Annotated in this window: 12 protein-coding genes; 2 read left to right on the top strand and 10 right to left on the bottom strand. The window is 47.8% G+C overall.

Annotated elements, in window-relative coordinates:
* Positions 1 to 33: 33 nt before the first annotated feature.
* Positions 34 to 2,178 carry a putative phage tail protein gene (locus tag AC58QD_RS16030; protein ID WP_497334924.1) on the bottom strand — a complete coding sequence of 715 codons (2,145 nt, stop codon included), beginning with the start codon at positions 2,176 to 2,178 and terminating at the stop codon, positions 34 to 36.
* Positions 2,179 to 2,440: 262 nt separating this feature from the next.
* On the bottom strand, positions 2,441 to 3,118 hold the full coding sequence (locus AC58QD_RS16025) for a hypothetical protein (RefSeq protein WP_497334922.1): 678 nt from the start codon (positions 3,116 to 3,118) through the stop codon (positions 2,441 to 2,443).
* A 199-nt stretch (positions 3,119 to 3,317) separates the two neighbouring features.
* On the opposite strand from AC58QD_RS16025, the gene AC58QD_RS16020 reads away from it, so the two are divergent.
* A complete protein-coding gene (locus tag AC58QD_RS16020) occupies positions 3,318 to 3,755 on the top strand; it encodes a hypothetical protein (protein ID WP_497334920.1) in 438 nt (145 codons plus the stop codon).
* 272 nt (positions 3,756 to 4,027) lie between these two features.
* Positions 4,028 to 4,435 (top strand): DUF1761 domain-containing protein, encoded by a 408-nt coding sequence (locus tag AC58QD_RS16015; protein WP_497334918.1) that lies wholly within the window; start codon positions 4,028 to 4,030, stop codon positions 4,433 to 4,435.
* Between the two features lie 119 nt (positions 4,436 to 4,554).
* On the opposite strand, the gene AC58QD_RS16010 is transcribed toward AC58QD_RS16015, so the two are convergent.
* From AC58QD_RS16010 to AC58QD_RS15975, 8 genes are all read right to left on the bottom strand, one after another.
* Positions 4,555 to 4,794 carry a DNA-binding protein gene (locus AC58QD_RS16010; protein WP_497335017.1) on the bottom strand — a complete coding sequence of 80 codons (240 nt, stop codon included), beginning with the start codon at positions 4,792 to 4,794 and terminating at the stop codon, positions 4,555 to 4,557.
* A gap of 107 nt (positions 4,795 to 4,901) precedes the next feature.
* Positions 4,902 to 6,299: an MATE family efflux transporter gene (locus AC58QD_RS16005; RefSeq protein WP_497334916.1), complete on the bottom strand. Its 1,398-nt coding sequence runs from the start codon at positions 6,297 to 6,299 to the stop codon at positions 4,902 to 4,904.
* 15 nt (positions 6,300 to 6,314) lie between these two features.
* Positions 6,315 to 6,977: a TVP38/TMEM64 family protein gene (locus AC58QD_RS16000; RefSeq protein WP_497334914.1), complete on the bottom strand. Its 663-nt coding sequence runs from the start codon at positions 6,975 to 6,977 to the stop codon at positions 6,315 to 6,317.
* 167 nt (positions 6,978 to 7,144) lie between these two features.
* Entirely contained in the window at positions 7,145 to 8,596 is a 1,452-nt protein-coding gene (locus AC58QD_RS15995) for a hypothetical protein (protein WP_497334912.1), read from the bottom strand.
* Positions 8,597 to 8,610: 14 nt separating this feature from the next.
* Complete coding sequence (locus AC58QD_RS15990; RefSeq protein WP_497334910.1) at positions 8,611 to 10,185, bottom strand: GH32 C-terminal domain-containing protein; 1,575 nt, start codon at positions 10,183 to 10,185, stop codon at positions 8,611 to 8,613.
* A 25-nt stretch (positions 10,186 to 10,210) separates the two neighbouring features.
* Positions 10,211 to 11,725, bottom strand: a complete 1,515-nt coding sequence (locus AC58QD_RS15985; protein ID WP_497334908.1) for a family 43 glycosylhydrolase — start codon at positions 11,723 to 11,725, stop codon at positions 10,211 to 10,213.
* A 103-nt stretch (positions 11,726 to 11,828) separates the two neighbouring features.
* On the bottom strand, positions 11,829 to 13,430 hold the full coding sequence (locus tag AC58QD_RS15980; RefSeq protein WP_497334906.1) for an extracellular solute-binding protein: 1,602 nt from the start codon (positions 13,428 to 13,430) through the stop codon (positions 11,829 to 11,831).
* A 152-nt stretch (positions 13,431 to 13,582) separates the two neighbouring features.
* Positions 13,583 to 17,761, bottom strand: coding sequence for a GH32 C-terminal domain-containing protein (locus AC58QD_RS15975; RefSeq protein WP_497334904.1), 4,179 nt, complete (start codon positions 17,759 to 17,761; stop codon positions 13,583 to 13,585).
* Between the last annotated feature and the right edge of the window lie 44 nt (positions 17,762 to 17,805).

Here is a 17,805-nt window from a genome sequence, read left to right as displayed (position 1 = left end):
GGAGACATTGATTGCAGACCCATGCCTCACCCGTTACAAAACAATATTATTGAAGCTATGTTTGATCCTGTTGTTATCCTCCAGAGGCAGAGAATCACGATTCACGTCTTCTTCAATGCAGGAGGAAAGGAAAAAGTAGCTCCGACCCGCAAAGCCGCCTGTGCCAGCCTTATATTGACCACCCTTAAAGCAAGCTCCGACCGCCTTAAACTTGTGCGTACCGGCTTCGATATGGAAGTGTGCGGTGTTGGCGTCGGCAGCATCACTTACGCAAGTGCCGAAGCTCCAAGTAACAATGTTGGTTGGATCTATGCTCTTGAAGAATGCCTTCTCACCATTCGTTCCCTGCATCAGAGCTCCGCCTTCTATTACAAGCGTCTGATTCGTCTTATGATCAGGGTTCGTTCCGTCACGGTTAGTCTTATCCCAAGCACCTGTCAAGACGAATCCGCAATCCAAGAACCCGCCGCCTTGCATGATAATATCTCGCGAACCGATTCGAATGGTACCCGTCTCTTGCGATGCTCCTTTGAACCAGGTGTTAATAAGCGTCAAACGGTTGATGCTGCCGAAATCGACCTGCTCAATATGATTAAATTCGCTATTCAGAATGAGAAGATCGCCGTCAACAGGCATCGTACCGACGCTAGCGGTACCCTCCCGGATTGGCAAGGCAATCTCGCCTCCCGCGATCATGGTGAACGTACAGCTATCAATAATGTTCTTGCGCTTCGCTCGATCCGAGCTCTTCGACAGCTTGATCATCGCCTCTGCCGTACAGCCCCTCATCTGTAACCCGTCAACATTAGCCCAGATCGAGCCGGAGTCAGGCAGTCCTTCTTTTTTAACAGCATGCACGTCCTCCAATGTAAGATCCGTCAAACACTTATGCGCGACGATACGCGAGGCCACATGCTTCTTAACTGTGATGCGCTTGGCGCTATCGCCCCAGGTCGTACCGCTGTTGGCGAACGATAATAGACCAGAGTTACCGATATATGTGAGATCATGCTCATACTGTCCGTGTGTAACAAATGGGCCGTAGTCGTCTCCATCTCCATGGCAATTCTCTACAATGCAATAGGCGGCACATGTGAAGTCATTAAGGTGACGGGAATTGCTTGTATTGCAATCTCTAATCTGGCCGTACAGCACGTTCAACTGTTGAGTCAGATATCCGGTGCCGCCCCAGTCCCGCTCCTCCGGATTAATCAACTCACAGCGCTCTGTTACGAAATGCGAGCAATAGCGGCGTTCGACAACCGGCCAGAACACTCGGGTTGCATAAATACCGGATACATCGCACTCAACAGCGAATTCGTAGGCAACTGGATTAGAGCCAATCTGATCCCATGTCTCGAACGGCCGGACGCTTACGGAATCTGTAGGAGGCACAGGCACGCCCACGAATCTCATATTGCGAACATGGCTGCGGTACACAGGGCTCATCTGTTTGTAGGTCACTTGACGTCCTTTGGCGATCATCCATCCCAGCTTGTAATTCACACGAATATGAGTAGCATCAACAATCTCGGTTACTCTTAATAAGTAATCAAGTTCACGCTGAGCGGCGCCTGCAGGGTGATTATCCACTCGGGCGAGCCACCAATCTTCCAGTTGAAACACACTCGTATCATGGACTTCGAGCACATCGGATAGCTCTGCAAGAGCAGCCGATAGCGTAACCGTTTGCGTTATACCAGCAGGCACACCTCGAAAGCAGATAACAGCTCCGAAAGGGTTATCTTGTGTATTCAACTCAATTCCTTCGGTTGTAACCGTGTGATTACGGAAATCAATCTCGATGTTGCTGCGATTGAAGACATGGCGTCTTACAAAGTTAAGATCCGAGTAAGCTTCAATCCGATGAATAGACAAGTCGTTCACCATCGAGTCAAGCGCATCATCAGCATTTTGAGTCTGGTCGAATATGCCGAAGGCGCGAAAATCCGCAACTCCGTTATGGACCTGCTCCCATCGGCCTGCGTGTACGTTGTCAGGGTAAGGATTGAACACGGTTCCGTTATTATGCATTCTGGTGCTTGCGGGGACCCAATGTACCAGCTTCCCCCCGCCATCGTTTTCTGTATAATAGCCTCGGACATAGACTAGCTCGTACGCTCTGCATTCGCTTAGAGATAATGCAAGCAGTTCTTGTATATTTGAAACGTGCATCATAGGAGCAATGATCCTTCCGGCGAAGCTCTATTTGTTTGGTGTATTTCTAGTTTAAAACAACATAATCGCACAAGATGTCACACTTATCTGGTTTGTTCCTGATTTGTTTTTATTATAGTTTCTTCCTTGGAATACCGTCAATTACAATTTGAAGTTACAGCAGCCTCTTGGTTGTTGCTTTATTTGGAATGCAAAAAAGAGCACCTTTACGATGCTCCCTTGCATGATTATGAACCAACCATTCCTCACCCATCAAGCCCGCTCAACCCACGCATACACCCGCACGCATCCCCTGCAGGCGCAGCAGTACCGAACGCTTCCCGCCGATTACTTCACGATACATTTCCTCGAATCGGAACACTCTGCCCAGATCATGAAGAAATGGATATTCATCAAACTGATCTACTAGCACGAATGCGTCAGGCTTTAATTCACGACACAACAACAGACAAGCAAGCGATCTTCCATTTGTTTGCGGTCCGCCAACTACCACAACGTCAAGGGATTGAGGCGACAGCCCGATACGGTTGGCCTCACCATAAAAGCAATTCCTTACCTTATACCAGGCATGCCGTGGAACAACGGATCCGGTAGATGCCCAAATCGAAGCTGCATCCAGCGGATTGGATAACATGAACTCCAGCTCTTCATCTGTAATCTGCCTCAGCGTCTGGGAAATCACCTTGAAGTTCTTTTCCGTTTCTACCCGATGTTGTAATTCCTTTGCCCACTCTGCCTCATGAACTAACGTTGTAACCTCTACCTGCAGCAGCTCAAGCGCTCGGAGCGCCCACCAGAATAGCGTTGACTGTCCCCCACCAAGCTCTAATAGCTTGATTGTCCCTCCATGGTCGTCTAACCTCCGACATAATTGTATCAGCGATGTTTTGCTAATCGAGCTTTCATTAAAGCCCCAACCCGCTCTCTCGGATAGCCGCAACCCTTTTTCAATATCTTGTACCCGGATTGAAATTCACACTCCTTATGGCCATTAAATAACTTTCGACTTTATCAACTGTATGTAGAAATCCAGAAATTATGAAACTCAATTTGCAACTAATATATGATTCAAACGTATAGAAAGGGGTAAACAATGGAGGAGACTTCTCTCATAACGGTTCTGAAGAAAGGATAGACTTATGCAAATCAAACGAATCATTATAATTGGAACTATGGCATTTGCCATTACGATGGGTGGAGGATTGTGGTCTGATGAGGCTAATGCTAATACAGCGCAACTCCCATTAGATGCGTCTGGAGCTAACAAATCTGATCCCAAAACAAGCTCATCTGAGTCTGTAATCCATGCATCAGGTGCAGATACGTTCCTGGAAGTGTTAGGAGCTTCGTCTGATGAACAAGTGGTGGACGCCCTGTATAACGGTCACTCCCTTGCTGCTATCGCAGCAGGCAATGATAAGGAAGTCCAGCCGATCATCGATCTTCAAGTAGCCCAATTAACGCAACAATTGAATAAACGCCTGGCTGAGGGAAGCATTCCCTTGCAAGTGTATCAGGCTCAATTAGCAGAGCTGCCGGATATTGTAGCACGAAGTGTGTACCAATCGTCCTCTTGATCTTATTAATTCGAACAACTAACTTCATCGCACACGAAAGAGCCGAGGCAGAATGAATCTGTCATCGGCTCTTTTTATATTCGCTTATTTATAACCCTTCGCCGCTTGATTAATCATCTCTGCAGTCGAAACCAGACCGCCTCCGGACAAATACCAGTAGTTCTGATCAATCGTTAGTGAGTAGCCCGCTAGTATTGCCACAAATAAGATGCCAGTATAGACTAAGTATAGCGAGGCATTACATTGGCGTTGTAGCCAAAGGGAGAGCTGGAATGTTGAATTTGTCAGAGGTCAATTATTGGGCCGTTCTTATTGCCACTGTTGTTACTATGGTGCTCGGGTTTTTGTGGTATTCACCAGTGCTGTTCGGCAATGCTTGGGCCAAGCTGCGGAAGCTGAAGATGGAAGACATGTCGGGAGGCGGCGCGGGAACCTATGTGCTGACTGCTCTGACGGCCTTGATTGGCGCTTTCTTATTGGCTCTGCTCGTAACGATGGGCGAAGAGACAACTCTGGTATCAGCGCTGACGGTAGCTCTATTGATTGGCGTGAGCATCTCCGTTAAGATCGGCATGAACTATTTGTTCGAGAACGCTCCCTTCAAGCTGTACCTCATTACGGTCGGCTATCATCTTGTCTCGTATGCAGCTGCAGGAGTCATTATCGGGCTCATGCAGTAAGACGATTGGACAATGACCAAAAACCGCGCAGCCTGCTCATGACGCTGCGCGGTTTTTGGTAGGATTCAAGAGCTGAAGCTTAAGACGTAACAGCAAAAAGACACCGCGTCGGTGTCTGATTATACAAAAGTTTTGGTCTTGCTAAGGATCTCTTCGATCTCGCTTTTCAGCAACAAGTACCTATGGACGCTTCTCATAATAGGGATCTTGGTCAGCTTGTGTTTGTCTACATATACCTTCATCTGATCTTTGGACAACCCCAACGCGCTTCCTGCTTCAGTAACGGTCAACACCTCTTCATTACTTGTCGCATTAAACGTTTTCTTCACTTTTTGATTCCAATCTTCAAATTCACGCATCATTAGCACCTTTCTTGTTCCTTTTCCATGTTACTTCTCCCTATAGTATACCACGAACCGAGAAATTATGTTTGAACGACACTGTCTACTTTTTCCCGGGCCGCCGTTTACACCTTATTCGCAGCACTCACCATTCTGGCTTGCTTCCATTTACCGAACCTGTAATACCACACATTCAGGGCAACAGCAATAAAGAAGCTGATCGGGAAGCTCCACCATATATGATCGAATCCATATTCATGACCGAGCCATATCGCAAGTGGATTCCGTACCCCTAGGAGTGCTATAAAGGTAAACACAAGCGGAAGAATAACCGCACCCGAAGAACGTACTACCCCGCCGACTACATTAAAAATCCCAAACAGAATAAAGGACCAAAGGGTTATGTTATTGATATGGACACCTATATCAATTGCTTTTCCTTCAGCAGGAAGGAACAACCCGACCACCTCTCTATTGAAAAAGTGAATCAAAAGCACGATTAATCCTGTAAGGAGCACGTTAAATCCGACACCGGTCCAAGTGATGCGGCCCACTCTGTCCCATTTGCCTGCTCCAATATTTTGAGCTGCCATCGAGGTCGCCGCCCCGCCTATAGCCATAGCTGGCATCTGCACATAACTAGCGATTTGCGTAGCCACTCCAAAAGCAGCGGCTGATTCCGACCCGTAGGAATTGATCAGATGAATCAAGAAAATATTGCTCAAGGACACCACGATCATGCTGAGCCCCATCGGAAGGCCCTTCTGAATCAGTGTTCGAATAATGACCCAGTCAAAAGTTAATAAATGAACATCGTCCCTGGTAATCCGCAGGAAATACTTTTTGCGGTACAAATATAAAATCAACAAAGTGAGACTGACAAGCTGCGAAATAAAGGTAGCTATTGCCGACCCGGCTATCCCTAGTTCAGGAAACGGCCCCATCCCTTGAATTAATAACGGGTTCAGCACAATATCAAGCGCAGCGGACAGCAACAGGAAGTAAAATGGGGTCTTGGCATCGCCCGATCCTCTAAGAATCGCCATGACCAGGTTATACCCGAACATAAACGGAACGCCAGCAAACATAATTCTTGTGTAAGTCACAGCAAATTCTCGTGCATCCGCAGGTGTGTTCATCCAGTCTAGGATGTGCGAAGAGAACACCATTCCCAGCACCCCAACCAGGAGGGAGAGTACAAAGAAGAATACGGTACTGGTACCTACAACCTTCTTGGCCTCTTCAACCCGCTTAGCACCGAGGTTCTGACCAATCAAGATAACGGCTGCCATTGCAATCCCGAATATAGCACTAATCAGTAAAAACATGAGAATATTGGCATTAGATGTAGCTGCAAGCGCTTGTTCCCCGAGGAACTTGCCGATCCAGATCGCATTAATGGAGCCGTTAAGAGACTGGAGGACATTCCCTAGTAGAATGGGCAGAGAGAATAGAAACAGTGTTTTGGCTATTGGACCTTCTGTTAATGTCGGTCTAGCCTTTGCCGAGTTGGAAGAGTTCACGTCTGCTGTCTCCTTTTACTTGCTGCTTAGTTTGTCGTTGTTCATCTGTTTCCTTTTCCATAGCTTCATTATAACGTACGCCACAAGCACCAATACAGCAATAGGAATAATGATTTGCATTTCTAGTTGCATAGACAATAAACCTTGTGAGATCAAGGAGAGAATCAAGATATAGATCATGTTGCCAAGAATAGTTGCGTATAAAAAGATGCTGAAACGGACTGAACTCACCCCAGCGGCAATATTAATCACACTTGTGGGCATAATCGGCAGCACTCTTCCTATCCATACATACCAGAAGCCCTGCTCTTTAATTTTCAGCTTTACCTTATCGTTTACAAATTTATTAATAAAAGACTGGAACCAGTAACGGGCAATCATAAATGACAGAATAGCCCCTATAACGCTGATCAGCCAGCTCCAAATAAACCCAGTTGTAAACCCGAAAACGGAAACATTCACCGAAATCAATAAAAATAGCGGAATGATCGGCAGCATATTTTGAATCGTCATCAGCAGGATTGTAAAAAAAAGAAGTATAAAAATACTTCCCTGCGACAAGTATTGTAATACTTCCGGGTCACCTGCAATTAGAATAGAAACGGTATCGGTATTCAAGCTTAGCAGCAGTAAAATCAAGATCAGAGCAAAAGATAGTAGCTTCATTCGCTTATTCACGTATTGATCACCTTATATGTGTTGAAATATTAGGTTTACAATACCATATAAATGTGAATTGAATGTGAATGTCATCTATTTTAATTAAAATAACTTGAAACTCTACTGCAAAAAGCCCCGTAAGTGCATGCTTTCTGCATGTTTACGGGGGTGGGTAATAGTTTCAATCAGAATCCAAATGTCTTCTCGGGAATGGTGCCAAAGTGATTATACATCTCTATTTGAGGAATAATTAATGGAATAAAATCACCTTTAATCGAATACAGCCTCGTTCCTCTCATGAACAATTCAACGGTAATAATGGTGCCGGACAAGTCTGACATTGTTTTCCCTGAAGTCCACTGAGGCGACCAATTTACGCTATCTCCCGTGAAGGGAATGCATTCACCGGATGAATATCCCTCTATCGCTTTCCCGGCTTGATCGGTAATTTGAGCGAAAATTTCTCCACTCGGGTTCCATATGTTGAGGGAAAGCTCTCCGGAATTCCACCATAGACACCTCGTTCCGATTTGTCCAAAGCCGTTCATGCTCTCCAGATAGACGAATCCGTCATCCCTTAATTTATAAGCAGCAATTGCACCTGATCCGGCCGGTATTCTCCCGTGCTCCTGGGAACCAATTGATGCGTAGATAATCAAATGATCCTCCACTCTGACGATGGAGCATGGATAAGCGCAGCCGAAATCAGGAGCGGCGGGCTCACCCAGTCCAATGAATGTGTCTCGCAGTCCCCGCTGGAAATGCCATCCGTTCATACTGTAGGCTAATTGGCATTCCACATGACCGTCGATAAACTTGTGTGAGGAAAGACTGCTCACCCTTTTGCCGAAAAATTCATGATAGGGAGTCGGATGATAGAGCAGCAGAAATCCAAGATAGTAGCTGTCATAAGGAAATACCGACATGCCATACATCTGGGTCAGCGGTTCATCAAGAGCATCCGGCTGCAAAGCCAGCTCCTGGGAAGTGAAATTTATCCAGTCCTTCGTTTCGGATACCGAGATTCTCCGATCTGCATGTGCAGGTCTTGCGACCAGAACATATTGCTGCCGAACCTCATTCCAGAATATAGATACCGGATAATCGGGAGCGTCGTTGCCCTTGTGCCACTCCGCTCCTTCCTTCAAGCTCCATCTCAATCCATCTGCGGAGACGAATATACAGCTCCTGAATTCAAACTTCGGCAACCGGTATATCACTAACGCTTTAAACCTTTCTTCCGCCGATGCTCTCTGATCCATAAAAAACTGACCCTCACCGAACATCCCGCCGAACATTTGCAGGGGCAATAGCTGATGGGGGTATCTGCGATCTTCCATTTCAACCCATTGTGTCGTATCCGTAGGTTCCCAATGAAGCCCGTCGTTGCTTTCGGCAGCAAACGTCACAATACAAGGAAGAAGGTTCCGGTCGACAGGCCAGCCCTGATACAGCATTCTCCACTTGCTGTTTAATTCATCTCTGAATACAAACGGATAACCCCATCTCAAATTCACTTCCTCCATATTAGGGTCATAATAGAGGGATTCCGAGAGTAAAGCAGGCTTGGATGTTTTCCTGGTTACATTGTTTCTTACGGTGAGAAAATGATCATCGAAAAACAATAGCTTTTCCATTTAAGATACCTCCATTACTTACTCTCTGAATATGGACTGTTATTTAATGAGTATACTTGGATGTTCCTGAAATGGGTATCGCTTGCGGGGGCAAACAGATCCATATTCGCATCCTTCAGGTCAGACGATATCCGGGAGGCCAAAGTATACGTATCATTCAAGAAAACTTCAATGATATCTCCTTCCATCACAACTCTAAGCTTGTTCTTCCCTTCAAGGCTGCCGATTGCTACCTTCCTGTCACTGAATGTCATTCTTTGTTCAGGGACGGCAGTACCCTTTCCAATACTAATCGTATGATTAGTTGAATCCAGCATCACTTCTATTCCATATGGGCTAGACTGATCTATACCCAGAACGAGGCCTGCTCGAGTACCGGACGACCCCATATCAACTTCCATTTCCATATCTATTCCATCACCTGTGATTGGCAAACGGGCAAGACCCCCGTCATTACCTTCGTAGGTATCCACCGCATACAGGAGTTGACCGCGAATCTTCTCACCGAACTTCGTTTCCAACCTCGCTGCCAGGGATCCGTCTTCGCGCTGGTAGATTTCACGCGGAAAGCTTAAGTGTCCTCCCCAGAGATTGCCCATTGCCTGCTGCGGAATCCACCCGAGGAGAATCCATTTGGAGCCATTGTAGAACAGCTGAGCAGCTGCGAGATCTTCCCCATCCAATGTTCGCTCCTGCTGAGAGGCCCAATCCACTTGGTCGATCCGTTGATTGGGTTCACCTGCCCAGTAGGTCGGTTGACCAACATGATGAACGGATTGCCCGGCAATACTCGCCATCAAATACCAACGATCCCCTATCTTAAACATTTGGGCAACCTCCGGATCCTTGGCAGACCCGAGTGGCACGTCCTTATTGGGAAAACGGATCAAATCCGCTTGTGTTCCCCAGTTCGTCAGATCATTTCCTTCAGCTGTTGACAGGGTGATTGTGGCATCAAGTCCGCTGCCGACATTAATCCTTTCCCTGGATCGGTAAGCTGTTGCTACCATTCGGTATGCTCCGATGTCCGGGTCCCAGAACACATAAGGATCTCTTGCACCGGCTATATATTCATTGGACTTCCCCCGGATGTCATAGGCGAAATCAGAGTTTTTCCAATTGAACAAGTCTTCGCTTTCCGAGCCTTTCATCGAATGATGATTCCCAAAGTAGCTTCGGTAAACAGCTCCATCCTTGAAGACACCCAGCACATAATAGGCAGCAAAAGCCGCCAACCCGTTATGCTTCAGCTCTTGGTTCTGCCAATGAATCATATCGTTGGAAGTAACAAGTGCAGATTCAAAGCCACCTGGCTTCAAATAATAAAGATAGTAAAGCCCGTTCTCGTAAAAGGGGTGGACGTCCCCCAAATAATGAGAATTCGGCTTAAAATGAACGAATGAACGTAAAGCTGCTGTTCCCGATTGAGGTCGAATTTCGGATGAACTCACTGCCTCTCCTTTATTAACATTTCCATCATCCGTGTTCTTCAGAGTTGTCGGAGCGTTCAGTGTACTATAAACAATGATAGCGGCTATTGCTAATATCGGACCCCAGAGTATGATCCAGAGCAAGCTTCTTTTTCTCATAGTCCTCCCAAACTGCCTCCTAAGGCTATTCCTCTTGCGAGATGGCATAAACAGTCAAATTGCTGATCCTCGCAGCAGCCCGATCCACAAACAGACCGACACTGGGCTCAATACTTTCAGCAAATTTGCCGGCAAATTGAAGAACAAGCCAATCATCTACATACACCTCAACGCGAGGTCGGCGAATGACTACGCGGACATGGTACGGTTGTGCCCGTCTAATCGGCCAGTTCCTCGACCAGGTCTCGCCGAAGTGAGGAGCAATGTTCGCACTAACGACACCTTCATTAGCATCGAGCATAAAAATAACATTATCGCTGCAGTCCACATGCGACGAGTGTCCGCGCCAGACTAATCCTGCGGCTGTACCGCTCAGAATCGTAAGAGTGGCTTCCATCTCCATATCGGCGCTGCCGATTGCAAGATCGGCAATCTGCCAGCTGCCCGGATAGGCTTGACCGAGATAAGTGTTTGATTCCATCTCCCACGTTGCGCCTGGCAGCCTCCAGATCCGATGACAATAAGGCAAGCTTGCAATTTCCGGCATAAAGCTTGATTCAATCAACGCGCTTTTCCGCCAGGATTGTGTCAATGAACAATATTTCAGCCGCAAGTATCCTTCCTCAGTCGTACACAGCTCCATTGGCGGCGAGATTGTGTTCGTCTTTCGTTCCGTATACAAGGCATACCGTTTGTCTTGAAAGATAAAGCTGCGGCAGGAGTATCCACTAGAATAATCCCCTGCAAGGAGCAAGTGGTCATCAGGCCATTCGTAATAGGGTCCCTCGATGGAATCGGCAACTGCATAGATCGTTCCATGAGTGGCAGACTTCTCTTTGAAAATGCCTCGATTGCCATATCCAATCCCGGTAAGACAAGTCATATACCATCTTCCGTCCAGGAAATACACATCCGGCACTTCAATACAGGCATACTTATTAGGTGCAAATGCCGGAGGGCGATGCTCCCAATTCAATAGGTCCTCACTGTAGACCAGGGCAATGACAGCGCCTTCGGCCAATTTGGTAGACGGCGTCCTTGCAGCATAGAAGCCGTACCATCCTTTGCCTTCGGGGTTCTCTACGATTACCAGGTCGCGGCCATCCACAACACCATTCGGCAAAGGCATATCTCTGTTCACATACCAGCGAGGATCTGGTGAAATAACAGGATTTCCCGGATACCTGGACCAGTCGGTCAAATTCTGGCTGGTAGCTAATCCGATATGCTGCTCTTTGGCATCATTGAGACTAGAACGCATCGTGTAATACAAGTAGAAGGTGTCTCCATGCTTATATATACAACCCGTCCATGGCTGAAGATCATCCAAACTGCCAGCCTCTCCCGGTTCGAACGCAGGGACCAGCTCTTCCCAATGAATCAGATCGTTGGAGACGGCATGTCCTAGAGAGCTTGCCTCCTTCTTGCTGCGTGTTGAATCTTGCGACAAAAATTGAAGATGAACCATGTGCAGCACACCTTCGTGCTCAATACACCAAGCATCCCACATTTCCAGCCCTTTCGGCTTATAACCCGGCATGATTATACCTCGCTTCCTTTGCATATCTTCCGTTATATAAGAAGATGTACAGAAGAAGCCGCAATAGTGAGGCTGCTCCTGTACATGTATCCCTATGCCGGTATTATTTGATGGCTTTGTAGCTGTCGTAAGCTTCTTGCATGATCTTGACGTACTTATCCGCCCCGATCTTGTTCAGTTCCTTCACGTAATCGTCCCACTTGCTTAATGACTGCTGCCCAGTGACGAACTTCCCTTGCATCTCGTTCACGTAATTGAACAAACTGCCTTTAATCGTGCTAAGCGCATCCGATTGCTGCTGAGTCAACCTCAGTGTCGGGTAAACCTCTTTCGGGAAAAACTTTTCATACAACTTTGTATGCTCATTATAAGCCTGCTCGATCTTGGAAGTGGTTTTTGCTTTGGCGTTCACTGCCTCGCTCATCCAGGACAATCCGTACCCTCCCGGTGAGTTGCCATTGCGGAAAGTGTTGGAATTCACCCCTGCAGGCGGAGGGATCAGCTCCCACGTACCATCTCCATTGCGTTTCCAGTTCACATTCTCCGGCCCCAGGTTGAACTCGAGCGCCCCTTGCTCTGTAAACATATAATCGATCCAGCGAATTGTAGCTTCCGGGTTTTTATTCTTGTTCGTAATGACAAATGTATTGAGCATCAATCGCGGAAAGTCGATCTTTGTCGCCAATTGCTGGCCATCCGGCCCCTTCAGTACAGGAACCGCCACATAATCGTCGAAGCGCTCCGAACCAACCACATAGTCGCCGATATGACGGATGAAGCTGCCCAATACGACGTCCTTCCCACTTCCTTTTGCAGTCACTTGCTGATCCGTTTGCGTGAATACCTCCTGATCGATCAGGCCTTCACTGTACAGCTTATTCAAATATTCCAGGCCTTTCTTGTAGCCGTCCTGCGCCGGAACGAAGCTTACCTTGCCATTATTCAAATTCAGGTGGTCACGTGCATTATCCGGTACACCCCAAGAGCCGAACAGCGTATCCAACCCGTCGTAGCCCCCAACCGATAAGGTCGTGAACGGAATTTCATCGGCCTTGCCGTTGCCGTTCGGATCCTTGGTCTTAAACGCTTTGAGAACTTCATACAGCTCATCCGTCGTTGTCGGCACCTTCAGACCCAGTTTTTCCAACCATACTTTGTTGATGTAGAATTTGTGCTCCGTCTGAATATGGTAGGCGCTGGCCGGATTCGGCAAAGAATAAATTTTGCCGTTCACCATGCTTCTGGCTTTTGCCCCCGGAACCGTGTCGAACATCTTCTTGATGTTAGGCGCATGTTTCTCAATCAGGTCATCCAGCGGGAGAAACACGCCGTTTTTGCCATACAGCTCATCCAATCCGCTGTTCTCCATCCCCCTGCCATAGAAAGCTTCAGGGTAGTCTCCGCTGCTCAGCATCAAATTCCATTTTTCCTGAAAGTTTTGCTGCGGTATTTCCACCCAGTCGATATGGATGTTGCTCTTCGCTTCATAGTCCGTGACCACTTTCATCGACTTGAAGTCCCCATGATCCGCAGCCTTCATGACCCCCATCTTAATGGAGACTTTTTCTGCGGTTTTGTTTGTCGCTTTAGGCGATTCACTGCTTTTTGTATTTGTTTCTTTATTTCCTGTGCAGCCTGCCATGATAGTTAAAATCCCAGCAAGCGCTACCGTTCCAAGAAGTTGTTTTGATATCCCCATACCCATGTTAAACCCTCCCGATATTGGATGATTGAATCAATGACCCGCACTTTCCGATGTGGACGAAACACGAAACTTACCCCGATCTGCCTTTCTTATACCACCTCCTTAACAAAGCGGATACGCCTTGTGACAACGTTGTCATTCCCGAAATGAAGTTACTTGGTTACATTAACAATCAACGTATCGCTGGATACAGCCCCAGCTTTATTAACCAGCTCACCGCGGTAGTGATAGCTTCCGATTGCTCTGCCCGTTATGTTGGTCACAGCTGACTGGGCAGCCGGTGAGTTCCCTGTCAGGGGCTGAGTGTAGATAAGCACACCGTTCTCGTACAAATTATACGTCGTGCCGTTAGTCCCCCACCACATATTCATGCTGACCTTAAAGCTGCCATCACCGTCCCAGTTGTCGTGGGACAGGACGGACTTGCCCGGGCTTGCATTCGTTACCTCTACCACATGCAGAGCACCAGTCGTCGTGCCGAATGCATTGGTAAGCTCTGCATAGTAACGATAGATGCCATTGGGCTTGCCCCTTATGGTAGTCACCGCTGTTTGTGCATTCGGTGAATTGTCAGTCAGAGTCTTCGTATCGATCAAGCTATCGTTTTCATACAGCTTATATACTGTACCGTTATCGCCATACCACATGTTCATGGTGATATTGTAATCCCCATATGGAAGCGATGCTTCATACCAACCGTGATTATCCGAAAGGACAGGCGTACCCGGCTTTGCCTTACTCTTCGACTGCGTCTTATCGACGACAGTAACAGATTTGCTCTTTAATGAACGAATCTGAATACTGCCAAAGGAAGCATCTCCTCCCGAAGCGAAAAGCCTGATGCCCGTGGCGGACAACTCTGTGGAAATGCGTGCTGCTAGCGTATATTTATCGTTCACGAATAGCTCAAGCATATCTCCCTCCACGATTACCCGGAGTTTGTTCGTCCCGCTCAGATCTCCCGGTTTAACCTTCATATCCGCGAAATTAATCCAACCGCCGGAGCCTGTCGTATCCTTTCTGACTCGAATCATATTGTTGATTCTGTCCAACGTTAATTCATAGCCGTAAGGGCCGCTTTTGTCTTTGTCTATCAATAAGCCGCCCCGGGCTGCTCCTGCATCCAAAGAAATTTCCAGCTCGATATCGACTCTGTCATACGTTCCTGGCAGCTTAGCCATACCGAAGCCGGTACCGGAATAATGGACAACAGAATTATTGGTCTGCCAGCTGCCCGCTTCCGAGACGATCGGTAACGGAGAAGCGGAAGAATACAGTAAGTCTCCACGTATGGCAGCACTGATGCCGGTCTCTAATCTGGCAGCCAAGGTCCCATCGCTGAGCGGATAAATTTCGCGTGGTAAGCTCAAATGTCCCCCCCAAGCATTGCCGGTTGCCTGCTGCGGAAGCCATCCCAGCATATACCACTTGCCATCGCTTTGGAAAATCTGTGCAGCGTCCAGGTCTTCTCCATCCAAGCTGTGCGCTTGTTTGGAGGACCAGTCCTCCTGATCGATCAGCGTATTCGGAGAGCCAATCCAGTAAGTCGGCTTGCCGACGTGATGCACGGATTGTCCGGCAATGCTGGCCATTAAATACCAGCGATCTCCTATCTTGAACATTTGCGACACTTCGGGATCTTGGGCTGTGCTAAGCGGTGCACCCGCATTCGGAAAGCGTATAAGCTCTGTCTGCGTTCCCCAGTCCGTCAAGTCGGCTCCATTCGAAGTCGTCAAGGCAATGGAAGCATCCAATGTAGTGCCAATGCCGTTCCTCGGATTGGAGCGGTAAGCGGTGCTGACCATCCGGTACGCTTCGATATCCGGATCCCAGAACACATAAGGGTCTCTTGCGCCGGCCGCAAAGAGGCTCATATTATTGGCAATATCATAGTCAGCCGAAGCATTGTTCCAGTGCAGCAAATCTATGCTTTCGGAGCCTTTCATCGAGCTGAAATTACCGTAATAGCTTCGGTACGTATTGCCATCCTTAAAAACGCCGAGCGCATAATATACTTGTGCTGGTAGAGGGCTGCCGTGCGTCAGCACCTGAGTTTCCCAATGAATCATATCCGTGGAAGTCACGAGAAGGGGCTCGAAAGTACCAGGCTTCAAATAGTACAAATAGTAAATCCCATTCTCGTAATAAGGATGCACATCGCCTATATAATGCGATGACTGTCTGTAATGCAGCCTATCCTTGAGTGGATCGACAGAATAGCTTATGGACGGATTCCAGTCGAGACTGTTCTCAATAACCGTTCCATTGCTGTTAAGCACGAATCTGATTTCATCTCCGGGATATACGTAGACGGGTAAGTCGGCGTTATACCCGACGCCGTTGTTGTACACAACTCCGATCCATCCCACAGATGGCCAGATTTGAACATCGTTAAGAAGAATTTTCGCCCTTGCGCCAATGCCGCTCGCAGAATCCGGATTATTGACCGTTCCGCTAATCCTCAGGCTCCCTTCGACTGGCGCCTTGAATACTCTTACACTGTCGGAAGAAGTTCCCGGACGCATCTTGTCCTCATCGATCAAGGCTTGGCCGTTCGTGCCTTGCCATGCTCGTATAACAGTATTATAAGTCATGTCCCGATAACCGGCAGCATCGCTTTCCCGGTAATGCCAATGCTCGTTTCCTTGCGCGGTTGTCGAGAATCCTTCCGATGCGATATACCTTTTCTTGCTCTGCACCCCGATCCCGAATCCGACCTGCTGTGAGGCCTGATATAGATGACCGTCCACCGATCTCGATCTGGTCACCGTCAAGACATAGTTGCCCTGAGCGCTGATAGAAGCACCTTGCATAAATTGCACGGGGGCTCCACCGTCTAGGGATAAGACAGCCGTGCTTGAAGTGCCCGCAGGATTCGACCAACCAGGAGTAACAGCCGATGTGTATACGCTGTCGTCCTCTACACCCTCTATATGCGGCACTTCGGGCGCTTCCGAAGACAGGTAAGTCACAGATGGATCCCAGTAAGTGCTGTCATTGGTAATATTACCGTTTTTGTTAAGGACAAACTGAAGCTTGTCGCCTCGGGAGATCTCAGTCGGCAAGTTGATCGTATATCCAACGCCATCATTGAATGCGACATGCTGCCATCCCGAGGCTGGCCAGATTTGCACGTTATTCTTCAAAATTTTGGCCCGTACACCATCTCCACCATTCTTGTCACGCTTCCTGACGTTGCCGGAGATCAACACCTCGCCATCGACCGGAGCTTTAAAAACACGAACCATATCCGATCCGTCACCAGGGTGCACCGTTTCCGCGCCGTTCCATCCGATCAGTGTATAGGGGCTTCTTCCTTGCCATGCATTAAACGAGTTGCTCTGATAACCCATGTAATAATAATCGGTGCCGTTCCAGTCCATGTAGTACCAGTTCCCGGTTCCCTGCTTCTGCATGTTATAAGCTTCCGACGACTTGAACGTGCGGCCTGCCCAGTCTCCTGCTCCCGGATCCAGATTCAAAGTGAATGTAATTTTGGTAGACGCTGATAACCCGCTCGCTATGCTGGTAGAGGTGACATCCAACTCATAACGCCCGCTTTCGACAATAGGTGTTCCCGCTATATAAGGTACACCGGCGCCGTTGTCTTTCGTCAGAAACGCTAAGCTTGTCGTGCCTGCAGCATTAACCCACACTGGCGTCTTAGCCTCTCTGTATAGGATGCCTTCTTCAACTCCTGTGATCACAGGAATATCCGGAGCATCCGAGGAAATATACGTCACTACTGGATCCCAGATCGTATTATCGTTGGAGATGTTAATATTCTGGTTGAGAACAAAACGAAGATGATCGCCCTTTTCTACATCCACAGTAACATCGACAGCGATCCCGACTGCCTCATTGTAGGTTATATGCTGCCACCCCGAGGCCGGCCATATTTGCGTATCATTATGCATAATTTTCACATTGACGCCGTCGCCGCCATTTCGATCATATTTCTTAATATCTCCAGATACTGCGACAACCCCGCTAACCGGAGCTTCAAAAGTCCGAACACTGTCTACATTAGATCTCCCCGGGTGCATTTTATCCGCACCTCGAAAGCCGATTCGAGACCATTCTTCCCTTCCTTGCCAACCATCAATAGAAGAATTATAAGCCATATTCTCATAAGTGCTTCCGTTCCAATCCTGATAGTACCAGTATTGTTTGCCTTGCGTCGTTGTATTGTAAGCTTCAGAAGCCTTATACTGCTTGCCCGCCCAATTACCCGATCCAGGCGCAGGCTCCTCTGCCTGAACCAGAGAGGCGGCGGATGTAACAAACAAAAGAATGGATAATAACAGCGGGCGAATTTTCCTTCGCAACATGCTTCATTCCTCCTAACAGGATGGCTTACAGCATAATCGCAGAT

Source organism: Paenibacillus sp. J2R1T-4 (assembly GCF_059692235.1).
The sequence above is the reverse complement of the archived record's forward strand: the minus strand, read 5'-3'. Positions and strand labels throughout refer to the sequence as shown.